The sequence below is a fragment of the Bartonella sp. CL63NXGY genome, from assembly GCF_042194905.1.
In the GTDB taxonomy this organism is placed as follows: domain Bacteria; phylum Pseudomonadota; class Alphaproteobacteria; order Rhizobiales; family Rhizobiaceae; genus Bartonella.
In genome coordinates, this window is the sequence record NZ_JBHINK010000001.1 from 196,102 (window position 1) to 209,878 (window position 13,777).

14 protein-coding genes are annotated in these 13,777 nt (G+C 36.0%); 7 read left to right on the forward strand and 7 right to left on the reverse strand.

Features of this window, described 5'->3' with window-relative positions; translation table 11 throughout:
- Positions 1-6: 6 nt before the first annotated feature.
- Complete coding sequence (gene lptC, locus ACFIK0_RS00675; RefSeq protein ID WP_273790187.1) at positions 7-651, reverse strand: LPS export ABC transporter periplasmic protein LptC; 645 nt, start codon at positions 649-651, stop codon at positions 7-9.
- Positions 652-834: 183 nt separating this feature from the next.
- On the opposite strand from lptC, the gene ihfB reads away from it, so the two are divergent.
- From ihfB to ACFIK0_RS00710, 7 genes are all read left to right on the forward strand, one after another.
- Positions 835-1,113, forward strand: a complete 279-nt coding sequence (gene ihfB / locus ACFIK0_RS00680; RefSeq protein ID WP_273790186.1) for an integration host factor subunit beta — start codon at positions 835-837, stop codon at positions 1,111-1,113.
- Between the two features lie 7 nt (positions 1,114-1,120).
- On the forward strand, positions 1,121-1,417 hold the full coding sequence (locus ACFIK0_RS00685; RefSeq protein ID WP_273790185.1) for a lipopolysaccharide assembly protein LapA domain-containing protein: 297 nt from the start codon (positions 1,121-1,123) through the stop codon (positions 1,415-1,417).
- Between the two features lie 173 nt (positions 1,418-1,590).
- A complete protein-coding gene (locus ACFIK0_RS00690) occupies positions 1,591-2,523 on the forward strand; it encodes a class I SAM-dependent methyltransferase (RefSeq protein ID WP_375637260.1) in 933 nt (310 codons plus the stop codon).
- Between the two features lie 2 nt (positions 2,524-2,525).
- Positions 2,526-3,380, forward strand: a complete 855-nt coding sequence (locus ACFIK0_RS00695; protein WP_273790183.1) for an RNA methyltransferase — start codon at positions 2,526-2,528, stop codon at positions 3,378-3,380.
- The gene (gene lspA / locus ACFIK0_RS00700) at positions 3,370-3,873 is read left to right on the forward strand and encodes a signal peptidase II (protein ID WP_375630620.1); all 504 of its coding nucleotides are present in this window, start codon (positions 3,370-3,372) and stop codon (positions 3,871-3,873) included. The genes ACFIK0_RS00695 and lspA overlap by 11 nt, the downstream gene beginning before the upstream one ends.
- 1,124 nt (positions 3,874-4,997) lie before the next feature.
- Positions 4,998-5,771: a Bax inhibitor-1/YccA family protein gene (locus tag ACFIK0_RS00705; RefSeq protein WP_273790181.1), complete on the forward strand. Its 774-nt coding sequence runs from the start codon at positions 4,998-5,000 to the stop codon at positions 5,769-5,771.
- Positions 5,772-5,883: 112 nt separating this feature from the next.
- Positions 5,884-6,747, forward strand: coding sequence for an endonuclease/exonuclease/phosphatase family protein (locus tag ACFIK0_RS00710; protein WP_375643022.1), 864 nt, complete (start codon positions 5,884-5,886; stop codon positions 6,745-6,747).
- A gap of 5 nt (positions 6,748-6,752) precedes the next feature.
- Here the strand turns inward: ACFIK0_RS00710 and polA are convergent, their stop codons facing one another.
- The 6 genes from polA to ACFIK0_RS00740 form a co-directional block, all read right to left on the reverse strand.
- Complete coding sequence (polA, locus tag ACFIK0_RS00715; protein ID WP_375657982.1) at positions 6,753-9,662, reverse strand: DNA polymerase I; 2,910 nt, start codon at positions 9,660-9,662, stop codon at positions 6,753-6,755.
- 299 nt (positions 9,663-9,961) lie between these two features.
- Positions 9,962-10,669: a DNA polymerase III subunit epsilon gene (gene dnaQ / locus ACFIK0_RS00720; protein WP_273790178.1), complete on the reverse strand. Its 708-nt coding sequence runs from the start codon at positions 10,667-10,669 to the stop codon at positions 9,962-9,964.
- 4 nt (positions 10,670-10,673) lie between these two features.
- Complete coding sequence (gene coaE / locus ACFIK0_RS00725; protein ID WP_273790177.1) at positions 10,674-11,258, reverse strand: dephospho-CoA kinase; 585 nt, start codon at positions 11,256-11,258, stop codon at positions 10,674-10,676.
- Complete coding sequence (locus ACFIK0_RS00730) at positions 11,255-12,127, reverse strand: shikimate dehydrogenase (protein ID WP_375620891.1); 873 nt, start codon at positions 12,125-12,127, stop codon at positions 11,255-11,257. Before ACFIK0_RS00730 ends, coaE begins: the two co-directional genes overlap by 4 nt.
- On the reverse strand, positions 12,120-12,716 hold the full coding sequence (locus ACFIK0_RS00735) for a Maf family nucleotide pyrophosphatase (protein ID WP_375611343.1): 597 nt from the start codon (positions 12,714-12,716) through the stop codon (positions 12,120-12,122). The genes ACFIK0_RS00730 and ACFIK0_RS00735 overlap by 8 nt, the downstream gene beginning before the upstream one ends.
- The gene (locus ACFIK0_RS00740) at positions 12,713-13,552 is read right to left on the reverse strand and encodes a pyruvate, water dikinase regulatory protein (protein WP_273790174.1); all 840 of its coding nucleotides are present in this window, start codon (positions 13,550-13,552) and stop codon (positions 12,713-12,715) included. Before ACFIK0_RS00740 ends, ACFIK0_RS00735 begins: the two co-directional genes overlap by 4 nt.
- Positions 13,553-13,777: the final 225 nt, after the last annotated feature.

Consider the following 13,777-nt stretch of genomic DNA (forward strand, 5'->3'; position numbering starts at 1 on the left):
ATTGCGTTATTGCTTTTGAAGCACTAAATGCACTCCACCATGGAAATACATGTTTTTTCCTTTTTCTCGAATTTGTAAGGCGTTTGCGGCAAGATGAAAACCGGCTTGCTGAATATTAACACGTTGATCTGTTTTTAACTGTCCCTCGGATAAGTTAATACTAGCTGACATAAATTGTACCATCATCCCATCATTCGTCGTAATGGTGAATGGCTTGTCCAACTGTAAAAAACCATTAATGTTATCGTAAACCCCCCCTTGTGCTGCGAGAAAAATCTGTCTTTGTTGGCCCATAAATGCTCTAGCTGTAATGTTTTGCAACCCAATCATTCCAGCGTGTGTATGGTCTTGAAATGCCTTTTCTGCTTTAAGCCAATAAGGTTCATGAGCACGCGTATACCCTTCTAATTTTGGATTGAGCATCGTCAAATTCATCACGCCACTTTCTCCATTGTTCAAAGGCATAGAATCAGAAGTAATGGGAACCAAGAAAAACGTAAACCAGCAAAAAACCAGCGCTGAAATCAACGCTAAGAGAGGTAAAAAGATTTTTAATATGCTAATGCGACGCGAATGACGGGATGCTTTTTTTAAAACATCTCCACAAGATGATTGCGTTGAAAAGGCTTCATAATGATTGTGTACGGACATACTCTCCTGATCTCTTAAATACTCCGCATTTTTAATCTGTATAACCTTTATAGAAGGTATTTTCAAATTTTGTTTCTTGCAATTTGTTTTTTCTTGATTTTATTTTGCTTTTATCCGTTTATATATTGTAATATGCATGGAGTGCACAATTACAAAATTTTTTTGTGTGAAAGTGAGGCTATTGTGGTAAAATCAGAGCTTGTGCAAATTATCGCTCGTCATAACCCGCATCTTTTTCAACGGGATGTGGAGAATATTGTAAACGCTATTTTTGAGGAAATTGCAACAGCACTTGCAAATGGCAATCGCGTTGAACTTCGTGGATTTGGAGCTTTTTCTGTAAAAAGCCGTTCAGCCCGTAATGGACGTAATCCACGAACAGGTGAAGCTGTTTCTGTTGAAGAAAAGTGGATTCCTTTTTTTAAAACTGGCAAGGATTTACGCGACCGTCTTAATCAGTGAGAAACTTATGATAATTAAACGTATTCTTCTAACAAGTATCGGTGTGATTCTCGCAGCGGTTTTGATTGTTTTTATCGTGGCTAATCGTCAAATGGTTCCGTTAACCCTTGATCCTTTTCGAGCAAATCCTGAAAGTTTTACTTATCATGCTCCCCTCTTTATATGGCTCTTTATTTTCTTTGGTTTTGGTATTTTATTAGGAAATCTGATAAGTTGGTTTTCCTATCACAAATACAAAAAAGCTCTCAAAAAAAGTAAAGCCGAGATTGAAAAATTGAAAACATCTATCACAAATCTGGTGTAATGGTATTTAAATGAAATCTTTTCTCTTTAGTATTTTATATTCAGTACAGAGTTAAAAGTGCTCTTTTTCTTTTTTTATACATGTTTTAATTGACTTTAGCTTTTTTGCACTTTTACGAAACATTTAAGAGCTTTATAATATCTTTTTATACCTCATATACCGTGATACAAAACATGCCCGCACAATACTTTCAATCCTCCCATAACAATAGATATCCGCAGGAAAAGTTGCCCCTTATTTTAGAAACGGGTATAAGCGAAAACTATGCTCTCATTGATTCTGGTCATGGACAAAAATTAGAACGTTATGGAGCTTACCGCATTATTCGACCAGAAGGTCAAGCACTATGGAAACCCGCTTTACCTCAACAACAATGGGCTGATGTTGATGCTATTTTCACAGGAAACCTTGATGAAGAAGGGGTTGGGCGTTGGCATTTTCCTAAAAAGCCACTTGATGAAACATGGGCTCTTGCTTGGAATGGATTGTCTTTTCTAGGCCGTTTTACTTCCTTTCGTCATGTGGGGGTTTTTCCTGAACAAGATGCCCATTGGCGCTCTATGGAAGAACAAATTGTTCAAGCCAAACGCCCTATAAAATTGTTGAATCTTTTTGGCTATACAGGTATTGCCTCTTTGATTGGAGCACGAGCGGGTGCGAATGTTACCCATGTTGATGCTTCTAAAAAAGCCATTGCGTGGGCAAAAGCTAATCAAGAAAGAGCAGGATTACCAGATCATTCTATTCGCTGGATTTGCGATGATGCTATGAAATTTGTCGAGCGTGAACTGCGTCGTAAAAAAAGCTATGATATGATTCTTCTTGATCCCCCTGCTTATGGGCGTGGACCCCATGGTGAAATTTGGCAACTGTTTGATCATTTACCCGCCATGATCACAAATTGTCGTAAACTTCTCTCTGATAAACCGCTCTCTGTTGTCCTTACAGCTTATTCTATTCGTGCTTCCTTCTTTGCACTTCATGCTTTAATGCGTGATGCATTTGTAAATCTTGGTGGTACAGTCGAATCAGGAGAACTCATTTTGCGTGAAGAAGTTGCAGGACGTGCTCTTTCTACTTCTCTTTTTAGCCGTTGGATTGCTTGAATATGTGTAGACCCAAAACTGGTAGAGTGAAAGAAATTACCTCTCTTAGCAACCCCATCATAAAAGATCTTAAAGCACTTAGCCAAAAGAAAAACCGTAATAGAGAAAGTCTTTTCATGGCAGAAGGATTGAAATTGGTCATTGATGCTCTCAATCTTGGCTGGACAATACAGACGCTTATTTTTTCTAAAAGTAAAATCGGTAATGCTACTATCGAAAATACTGCCGCACGTGCTGTAGCCAACGGTGGTTTTGTTATTAAAGCCTCACAAAAAGTTATGGAATCACTTACCCGACGCGATAACCCACAAACAGTTATTGGTATTTTCAAGCAAAAATGGCACTCTTTTGAAATGATAAAAGGACAGATTAAAGATGTTTACATCGCGCTTGATCGTGTGCGTGATCCTGGAAACCTTGGTACCATTATTCGAACCGCTGATGCTGTAGGTGCTAAAGGTGTTATTTTAATTGGTGAAACAACAGACCCTTTCTCGCCTGAAACGGTCCGTGCAACCATGGGATCTATTTTCTCTGTACCACTTTATCGTTTTGATGAAAGCGCCTTTTTAAACTGGTCTTCTCACTTTAAAGGTATGATCGTTGGAACACACCTCAAAGGATCTCTGGATTATCGCACTCTTGACTTCAAAAATGGCCCTATTATCCTTTTAATGGGGAATGAAAAACAGGGATTATCAGATCTTCTTACGAATCGGTGTGATAAACTTACGCGTATTCCACAAAGCGGACGAGCAGACTCGCTTAATCTAGCTGTAGCAACAGCTGTTATGCTTTATGAAATCCGTCGCCCCTATTTAATACTGGAACCATGTGAGGAAAAACATGATTCGTAAATCACTCCCTTTTCTTCTCTTGGGCTTGGCTTTTACAGTAGTACTTGATCAAGCTGTCAAATACTGGGTTATGCACAATATGCCTTTAGGAACAGAAATTTCGCTTATTCCTTTTCTTTCCCTTTATCATGTGCGCAATTCTGGCATCGCATTTTCGTTTTTTTCTTCCTTTTCTCAGTGGGGAATCATCGCCATCACGATCATTGTGATTATCTTCCTTCTATGGTTATGGAAAAATACTGAATATAATAAGTATTTAATGCGCTTTGGCCTTATTTTTATTATTGGAGGAGCCATCGGCAATCTCATTGATCGTATTCGCTTTCATCATGTCACTGATTATATACTTTTTCATATTGATGATATTTTTTATTTTGCTATTTTCAACCTTGCAGATAGTTTTATCACTCTCGGTGTTATTGCCATCCTTATTGAAGAATTGCGTACTTGGATGAAAGGAAGGCGTCATTCCAATAGTACATCTCCTCATTGATATGTTCATTGCCTTAGAAAACAGAGAGCTTTGATCATCACAAGTCTGATTACGCATTGATTTCTCTTAATCAATTCTTGTTGCTCGTCATTTCACGTGTTTCTCTTCATGGGACGATAAGATCTTACTTTCTTTTCAACTTCACATTTCTACACTTAGTTAGTGCAAAAGAAATGAACTCAAATAGAAATCAATATTTTTTATCCATGTGTCCTACATCATAATTTTTGAGGAGATATTTCACAGCATTTAAAGTTCCATTTATTTAATTAGAACAATTGCTTTTCGTATGTTTTTTAGTTTTTACAGATATCGCTTTTACAGAGCTTTTCTTAAGTGCTTCGTTTAAAAACTCTCCTTTTTTATTTTATATATTGTTTAATAAAAAACATTTTTTCAACTATTTTCAATGGTACCTTGTTAAAGCAACATATTGATTATAAATATAAATTACCTTTTTTCATATTGAATAAAAGCCCTTAATAGCCTAAATCTCTTTTATTTGGAATCTGTTCATGTTGAATCCATAAAAACCCTGTCTCTTGCAAGACACAAGCAAGTTAATAATCTTGATTGATTTAATATGAACAGATTTGAAACCAGAGAAGCTTGCGATATTCAGAGTATCATTTAGCATTCAAAAAGACAATTTATCATTATACATCAATATATTATATAAAAATCCAATTCAATAGCTCTTATAACCGTGCAAAACAGATGCAATATTGGAGGTTGAAAATAGTGTGATGATACTTGCCGCTCTTCTCATAAACGCAAAAATAGTGAATATTTTATAAGGGATTGTATTACATAGTTTCTGTGAAAATAGAAAAGTTTTTAAGTATAGTCTTTTTATCTTGCAAAAATATGGCAAAAAATGGAAATATTTTTTATTAAAATGAACTATTTCCTTACCAATTTGTAAGGTTCCTTCTTCATATAAATCTCTTGTAATTTTTAAATAAATCTCCATAATAAGAGCATATATGCTGGAATTCTGTCAGTGATTCTTAAGGGTTTTTGTATTTGCCCAATTAAGGCTTATACCAAGCTTATCTGTGTAATGACAGAGACACTTTTAAAGCCCTATACCTGACAGAACATATGCTAAAGGATTTTATATTATGGCTAATTTTAAAGATTTACGTTCGGCACCTGCTTCTCATGCCGATGCATCAATTGATCAGGGATTACGCGACTATATGTTGGGTGTCTACAATGCAATGGCCATTGGTTTGCTTATTACAGCTGCTGCCGCTTATGCAATTGTATCATTAGCAACGACAACAGATATGAGCCAAGCAGCAGCTCAAATCAATAGCAGTGTTTATCTAACACCACTTGGAGTAACATTTTATACATCGCCATTCTCTTATATTGTTATGTTTGCACCACTCATAGCAGTCTTATTCCTCAGTTTTAAAATTAATACATTGAGCACAAATGCTGCTCGTAGTCTCTTTTTTGGTTATGCTGCTCTGGTTGGTCTTTCACTGTCTTCAATCGTTTTGCGCTATACGACAGAAAGTGTTGTGCAAACCTTTGTCATTTCCGCCGCAACTTTTGGAGCTCTTTCACTTTATGGATACACAACAAAGCGTGATCTCACAGCAATCGGTTCCTTCTTATTCATCGGATTGATCGGCTTGTTTCTTTCCATGATTGTGAACATTTTTCTTGGATCAAGCGCTTTGCAGTTTGCTATCTCTGTGATTGGTGTTTTTATCTTTGCTGGTTTAACAGCCTACGATACCCAGAGCATTAAGTTGATGTATTATGAAGGAGATGAAAGCGATACCAGAGGACGTAAAGTTATTATGGGCGCGTTGAATCTTTATCTTGATTTCATCAATATGTTTGTCTTCTTGCTACAGTTTCTTGGCTCAAACCGTGATTGATTGCAAAAATCATAACTTAATTAAAGAACCTTGTTTCTAAAAGAGACAAGGTTCTTTTGTTTTTAGTGTAAGTCTTTACCCTTGGCCTCTTAGGGACTATTCTTTTCGTAAAATGACAAAAATACCTTATAAGCAAAAATTCCCTTGGTTTACCGGTTTTATCCAACAAAAACTCCACAGCTCCCTTTTTAATGCAATTCACAGCCGCTCTCATCATCAATCAAACATCATCAATCAAAATAGTAATTATGATCTGACCGTTGCTTCCTATAATGTGCATAAATGTGTAGGTGTTGATAAAATTTTTAATCCTACAAGAATTGTCCGTGTTATTACTGAATTACAAGTTGATATTCTTGCTCTTCAAGAAGCAGATAAACGTTTTGGGGAACGTATTGGTTTGATTAATCTTCAGCTATTAAAAGCTGAAACCGGTTTGATTCCTGTACCTCTTAATACTATGTCACCTCATGGCCATGGTTGGCATGGGAATGCTCTTTTTTTGCGAAAGGGATATGTACGTGATACTTTACAAGTCACTCTTCCTAGTATTGAACCACGTGGGGCTGTAGTTGTAGAGTTGGAAATGGAAGCAGGCCCTATTCGTATTATTGCGGCTCATTTTGGCTTATTACGTTACTCTCGTAAACAACAAACAAAAATGCTCCTTGAAATTTTCCAAAAACGCCCCCTTATGCCTACACTCCTTATAGGAGATTTTAATGAATGGCGGATGGGAAAAGGCTCATCTTTAAATCATTTTTCTCCCTATTTTGATAGCACTTTTGAAGTTGTACCAAGCTTTCCCTCTCGCTTTCCTTTTTTAGCCCTTGATAGAGTTTTTTCTTTTCCCCACCAATTGGTAACAAGTATTGAAAATCATCATTCACCGCTTGCACGCATTGCTTCAGATCATTTGCCTATCAAAGCCTATCTTAATCTTTCTAACGCAATCAACATTCTTAAAAATAAATAAAAAAATTAATGTGCCTCATCCCAATTTTGAGCCGTCATGACTTTTACTTCAAGCGGTACAGATAAAGATAGAACCGGTATTGTAGCATTTTCCATAACATTTTTAACAACAGTCATGGTTTTTTTACTTTCTTCTTCTGGTACTTCAAAAATCAGTTCATCATGCACTTGCAGCAACATTTTTGCTGATAGTTTTTCTTCTTTTAAAGCATCTTCCATATGTATCATAGCGCGGCGAATAATATCGGCCGCAGAACCTTGAATTGGAGCATTGATAGCTGCTCGCTCATTAAGAGAACGAATTTTTACATTCTTTGCTTTTATTTCTGGATAATGGATACGACGTCCAAAAATTGTTTCTACATAACCATTTTCACGTGCAAAGATTTTAGTTTTCTCCATATAATCTTTAATTCCTGGAAATCTTTCAAAATACAGTTGAATATAACGACCCGCTTCTTGGCGTGAAATTCCCAATTGATTGGCTAATCCAAAAGCTGAAATACCATAAATAATACCAAAATTAATCGCTTTTGCACGCCGTCGTATATCTGAATGCATTCCTTCTATCGCAACACCAAACATTTGTGATGCCGTTATAGCGTGAATATCATGCCCTTTAGCAAAAGCTTCTTTTAATGCTTTTATATCCGCAATATGTGCAAGAATGCGCAACTCAATCTGACTATAATCAGCAGAAAGTAACACACGTCCTTTGGGAGCAATAAAAGCTGTTCGGATTTTACGCCCTTCAGCAGTTCGCACTGGAATATTTTGTAAATTTGGCTCTGATGATGATAACCGACCTGTTGATGTTATTGCCAAAGAATAATTCGTGTGAACTCGCCCTGTTTTTGAAAAAATATAAGAAGGCAAGGCATCTGTATAGGTAGATTTTAGCTTTGCAAGTTGACGCCACTCAATAATTTTACGCGGTAAAATATGACCTTCAGCAGCCAACTCTTCTAAAGTCTGTGCAGAAGTTGACCATTGTCCACCCTTAGTTTTGGCGCCTCCAGGCAATCCCATTTTGCCAAAAAGGATATCCCCTAATTGCTTTGGCGAAGCAATATTAAACTTTTCATCAGCTTGTTTATAAATTTCCTCTTCTAGAATCAAAGCAGCTTGTGCCAACTCTCCAGAAAGACGCAATAAAATCTGCCTATCAATAAGAATCCCCCGTTCTTCCATTCTTGCAAGAACTTTTACAAGGGGTCGATCAAGACGCTCATAAATTTTTGTCATCCCACGAGCAACAAGTTGCGGTTTCAATACTTGCCAAAGGCGCAGCTTTATATCAGCATCTTCCGCCGCATAAAGGGTTGCTTGTTTTAAATCTACTTGTGCAAAAGAAGTAATTTTTTTTCCGTTATGCGTTAAATCTTTATAGGCAATTGGTTTATGCTCAAGCCAACGTTCAGACAAATCATCCATATTATGGGTTAAAGTTCCAGCATCAAAAGCATATGATAAAAGCATGGTGTCGTCAAAAGAGCTTATCATAATGTCGTATTGCTTCATCACCAACCAATCATATTTTATATTATGACCAATTTTTAACACCGCTGAATCTTCTAATATCGGTTTTAAAAGTGCTAAAGCTTTTCGGGCCTCAATCTGTGAGGCAATGCGCCCGCCCCTCAAAAGGTCCTCTTCTCCTTCATCAAAATGTTCAAGAGGTATATAAGCTGCTTTTTCCGGCTGTAATGCAAGTGAAAAACCAACAAGCTTTGCTTGCATCGGATCAAGAGATGTTGTTTTAGTATCAAAAGCGAAAAAACCCTGCTCTTGTGCTTGTGATAACCACTCTTTTAAAATTTTCTCATCAAGAATTGTTGTATAAGCAGCTCTTGTAATTTTTTGAGTCAGCGCTTGATCTTTACGTTTTTGTGCAAAAACTTGTGGAGAATTTTCAGAAAAACTATGAAGAGATGCGTGCTCAGTATTCTTGATCTCAGAATCATGCCTAGGGCTTAGTTTTTCCCATTCAACATCTATATCAAGTGCGTCAATAACAGCTGCATCGCATGACGTTGCCTCTGCCACGCGACGCGTTAATGTTGAAAACTCCATCGCTTTCAAAAAAGCAATTAAACGTGGACCATCTTGTGGCTCCAAAACAAAATCATCTAAATCATTATCTATAGGAACATCTGTTTTAAGCCTGACAAGTTCACGAGACATTTTAACTTGTTCTCTATAAGCTTGAATGTTTTCACGCCGTTTTGTTTGTTTAATTTCTGTTACGCGTTGCAATAAAAGATCAAGAGAACCAAATTCATTTAATAACTGAGCTGCAGTTTTTGGACCAATGCCTGGAATACCCGGTACATTATCTGTTGAATCTCCAATTAATGCTTGTAAATCAATCATTTTTTCAGGCGCAACACCCCATTTTTCTATAACTTCTGAGATACCTATATGCTTATCTTTCATTCCATCATACAAAGATACATGCGTATTTACGAGTTGCATAAGATCCTTATCAGAAGAAATAATGGTTGTTTTTGCCCCAACCTTTGTTGCAAATTTTGCATAGGTAGCAATTAAATCATCCGCTTCAAAGCCTTCCTTTTCAATACAAGGCAAATTAAAAGCCTTCGTTGCTTGGCGTATTAGCGCGAATTGAGGAATTAGATCTTCAGGAGGTTCAGCGCGATTCGCTTTATATTCAGGATAAATTTGTTTCCGAAAAGTATCAGATGAATAATCAAAAATAACAGCAAAATGTGTTGGAACAACACCCGTAGCTGTATTACGAGCATCACATAGTAATTTCCATAACATATTGCAAAAACCAGCTACTGCTCCTACAGGAAGTCCATCCTTTTTACGTTTTAAAGGCGGCAAAGCATAATAAGCACGAAAAACATAGCCTGATCCGTCAACCAAAAAAAGATGATCTGTTGCTTTCATTACAATTTTTTCTCCATTTCAGCTAAAAAAACAATTTGTCCTTATATATTTTTTCACTTTGCCTCTAAAAAGCCATTTTTTCTTTTCATAAGACATGAAGTCGTTGCACTTTATATTAAGTACCTAGAGCTTTTCTTTGCTGTTACAGGATTAATAGCTTTCATTTTGCTCCTCCTATGATAGCTGAGGTACGATGTAGCGACAGGGTCGTTGTGGTGTTCCCCTCCCCACAACGACCGTTTTTTTTGACATCGATATTCTTTAATTTCAATCGTGACTTTTTTAGAGAAAAAATGATGTTATTCATGAATTTTGAAATTATTCCACAGAGCTTTTTCACCCATTTTGTAGATAAAATCAGCGTGTAACTTTTTTTCTTGCGTACTCAATCTTGAAGGTAAAGCCTGTGGGCGAATTTTAACGGCATAAGATGTATCTTTATCATTCTGGATATGTTCATCAACACCCCTTCTGTTATCAAAACCCAATACACCTTGTTTTCCACCGATAAGCTCAATATAAACATCGGCTAGAATCTCTGCATCAAGCAAAGCACCATGAAGAACACGATGGCTGTTATCAATTCCAAAACGTTTGCATAAAATATCAAGAGAATTAGGACCCATAGGAAATTTACGCCGCGCCATAGCCAGTGTATCAAGAATATTATCAACACTGATAAGCGGTTTGTTGACACGTTTTAATTCTGCATTAATAAAACCAATATCAAAACTCGCATTATGCGCAATCATTGTCGCGTCTTTGATAAATTCTAAAAACTCATCAACAATATCACTAAAACTTTTCTCGTTTTTTAGGCGTTCATTGGTTAATCCGTGAATTGCTACAACTTCATCAGGAATAATAACGCCTTCAGGGTTTAAATAAACATGAAATTGGCGTCCTGTGAGATAACGATCAACCATTTCTACACAACCAATTTCGATTATGCGATCTTTTTCTTTATCTAAACCTGTTGTTTCTGTATCAAAAATAATTTCCCGCATAACTTCAATTCTTTAGTTTTTTTATTACATCAAAAACCTGTTGACGTGTATTCTCTAAATCTTTCCCTGTATCAATAATAAAATCAGCACGTTCTCGTTTTTTTTCATCTGGCATTTGTTGAGCATTGATAAAGGCAAATTTTTTCTCATTCATACCTTGGCGAATCATGACACGTTCTTTTTGTATTTCTGGTGGAGCAGAAACAACAATAACGCTATCCACACGACTTTCACCATTTTTTTCAAACAAAAGTGGAATATCAAGAATAACGAATTTTTTCCCTTGTTCACGCGCTATATCAATAAATTCCCTTTCTTTTTCTTGCACCAAAGGATGAATTATTTTTTCTAATGTTTGTAATTTTTCTTTATCATCAATCAAAATTTCAGAAAGTTTCAAACGGTTAACTTCACCGTTTTCAACAACACCAGGAAAAATACGCTCTATGAATGACAAAGCTGGCTCACTTTTATAAAGCTGTTTTACTGCTTCATCAGCACTAAAAACAGAAATACCCGCTTGCTTGAAAAAATCAGCAACTGTTGATTTTCCCATAGCAATTGATCCCGTTAATCCTATGATCTTCATTCTCTTTTTTCACTCATATCCTCTAAAATAGCTGTCCGTAAAGCTTTTGTTACCTGTGGTCTTATTCCAAACCACTGTTCAAACCCTATAACAGCCTGATGTAGAAGCATCCCAAGCCCATCAACCGTCTTGAGATCACAAGCCTTTGCCTGTTGTAAAAAAGGAGTTATCAATGGTGTATAAATAATATCTGTTACTAACGCCGTTTTTTTTGCTTTATGAAAATCGCAAAAAAAAGAATCACTTTTTTCTTCTGGACTTTTTATACCAATAGAGGTTGTATTAACAATCAAATCAGCTTGATGAAGTATTTCATGGATTTTATGCCAATCGTAAACTTTAATGATTTTTCCAAAATGCTGAGCTAAATTATCAGCACGTTGTTTTGTACGGTTAATCAGATAAATCTGTTCAAATCCGCGTTTTTTTAAGGCATATATGATAGCGCGTGCGGCACCACCTGCTCCAAAAACAAGAGCTGTTTCCCCTCCCCAATCAGATGCAAAATCATCAAGATTAGCGCTAAAACCATAGGCATCGCTATTCGTGGCACAAAGCTTATCTCCTTCATACCAAAGTGTATTAACAGCACCAATCATTGTTGCTCTCTCATCTTTATAATCTGCTAAACGAAAAGCTTCCTGTTTATAAGGTAAAGTAACATTTCCTCCACAAAAGCCTATTTTTTGTAAAGACGCAATAAAATGACTGAATTCTTCAGATGTTACTTCTTGTGCAATATATTCTCCTTGTAAACCATATTGTTTAAGCCAAAAATTGTGAATTTTTGGCGATTTTGAATGATGAATTGGAGAACCAACAACAAAAGCACGCGGATAATTTGTTTTTTTTATTGTTAAGTCAACCATCAATAATTCCTAAGTGACGCAGTTTTATGAGTAGAGGCAGTAAAGGTAAACCAACAATGGTAAAAAAATCTCCTTCAATTTTTTCAAAGAGATGAATTCCTTCTCCTTCAATTTGATATACTCCCACGCTGTTTAAAACATCTTTTCCTACGCGTGCTAAATAACGTTCAATAAATTCTGATGAGAGTAAACGGACGGACATATGTGCACTAAAAGCTTCAACCCAAATTTTTTGACCATTTTTAAATAAAGCTACCGCACTATGAAGAGAATGGGTTTTTCCTGATAACTCACATAAACGTTGATGTGCTTCTTTAATATTTGTTGCTTTGTGAAAAACTTGACCTTCAAAATCAAGAACTTGATCACAACCAATAACGAAAGCATCAGGAAAACGATCTGAAACATTTTTTGCTTTTGCGCTCGCAAGAAAACAGCTGAGTTCTTTAGGTGTTTTTTCTTTTGCTTTTTTTTCTACTTCTCTTTCATCAAAAGAAGCTCCTTCAATGGAAAAATTTAAGCCTGCTTTTTTTAATAATTTTGCACGATAAAAACTAAGAGATGCTAATATTAACGTATCTGCGTTCATGAGAATTTTCTCTCATTTCCTTCACGAAATCGTGATAACAGTTCAAATATTGCAGCAGCAGTTTCTTCAATAGAACGTCTTGTGACATCAATAATAGGCCAACCAAAACGTTCGCAAATGCGTTTTGCATAGATTAATTCTTCAGCTATGTTGATACGATTTGTATAATTATCAAGAGCAAAACTTTCTCCCAAATCTCGATTTTGGCGGATATGTGAGATTCTTTCCGCTGAAGCAATTAAACCAATAATTAAAGAATTTTTTGCCTCTAAAAGGGATTCTGGCAAATCAATATTAGGAATAAGAGGAATATTAGCCGTTTTTATTCCGCGATTTGCTAAATAGATACTTGTTGGCGTTTTAGAGGTTCTTGAAATTCCCACAAGAATCACATCTGCTTCGGATAAGCTACTGGAAGACTGTCCATCATCATGCTCTATTGTAAAATCCAGTGCCTCAATACGGCGAAAATAATCCGCATTAAGATCATGTTGTGCGCTCGCACGTAAATGTGTTGGCATTCCAAGGTAAGACTGAAAAGCATTTAAAACAGGATGTAATATATCAATACAGGGAACTTTTATTTTTTTACACATTTTTTGAAGGAGAAGTTTAAATTCTTCATCAATCATTGTGTAAAGAACAATACCTGGTTCTTGTTGTATTTCATCAAGAGCTTTTTGTAACTGTATTCTATTACGAATCATAGGATAGATATGCTCTGTTGCCTGACTCATTGCATATTGCGATGCTACAGCTCTTCCAACAGAGATTAATGTTTCTCCCGTTGCATCAGAAAGCATGTGTAAATGAAAGAATTTTTTTTCTTTTGTCACAAAAATTTTAACTCCTTGTTAAGATATGTGTATATATCTTCACCGTTTTTTATAAAACTAAAATTTAGGAAAAATTCTCCTTTTTTATGCACAAATTAAATGCTTGTGATAATTTAATCCCTCTTATAAAAAAAGAGGGGATAATATCTTTAAGATAGTGTTATTTTTATTCTTTTTTAACTTCCTTTTGTGGATAAAATTGAGGATAAATAATAATCCACACTA

Coding starts and splice junctions, on each gene's coding strand:
- lptC (WP_273790187.1), bottom strand. CDS start 651: ATGTCCGTACACAATCATTATGAAGCCTTTTCAACGCAATCATCTTGT.
- ACFIK0_RS00685 (WP_273790185.1), top strand. CDS start 1,121: ATGATAATTAAACGTATTCTTCTAACAAGTATCGGTGTGATTCTCGCA.
- ACFIK0_RS00690 (WP_375637260.1), top strand. CDS start 1,591: ATGCCCGCACAATACTTTCAATCCTCCCATAACAATAGATATCCGCAG.
- ACFIK0_RS00695 (WP_273790183.1), top strand. CDS start 2,526: ATGTGTAGACCCAAAACTGGTAGAGTGAAAGAAATTACCTCTCTTAGC.
- lspA (WP_375630620.1), top strand. CDS start 3,370: ATGATTCGTAAATCACTCCCTTTTCTTCTCTTGGGCTTGGCTTTTACA.
- ACFIK0_RS00705 (WP_273790181.1), top strand. CDS start 4,998: ATGGCTAATTTTAAAGATTTACGTTCGGCACCTGCTTCTCATGCCGAT.
- ACFIK0_RS00710 (WP_375643022.1), top strand. CDS start 5,884: ATGACAAAAATACCTTATAAGCAAAAATTCCCTTGGTTTACCGGTTTT.
- polA (WP_375657982.1), bottom strand. CDS start 9,662: ATGAAAGCAACAGATCATCTTTTTTTGGTTGACGGATCAGGCTATGTT.
- dnaQ (WP_273790178.1), bottom strand. CDS start 10,669: ATGCGGGAAATTATTTTTGATACAGAAACAACAGGTTTAGATAAAGAA.
- coaE (WP_273790177.1), bottom strand. CDS start 11,258: ATGAAGATCATAGGATTAACGGGATCAATTGCTATGGGAAAATCAACA.
- ACFIK0_RS00730 (WP_375620891.1), bottom strand. CDS start 12,127: ATGGTTGACTTAACAATAAAAAAAACAAATTATCCGCGTGCTTTTGTT.
- ACFIK0_RS00735 (WP_375611343.1), bottom strand. CDS start 12,716: ATGAACGCAGATACGTTAATATTAGCATCTCTTAGTTTTTATCGTGCA.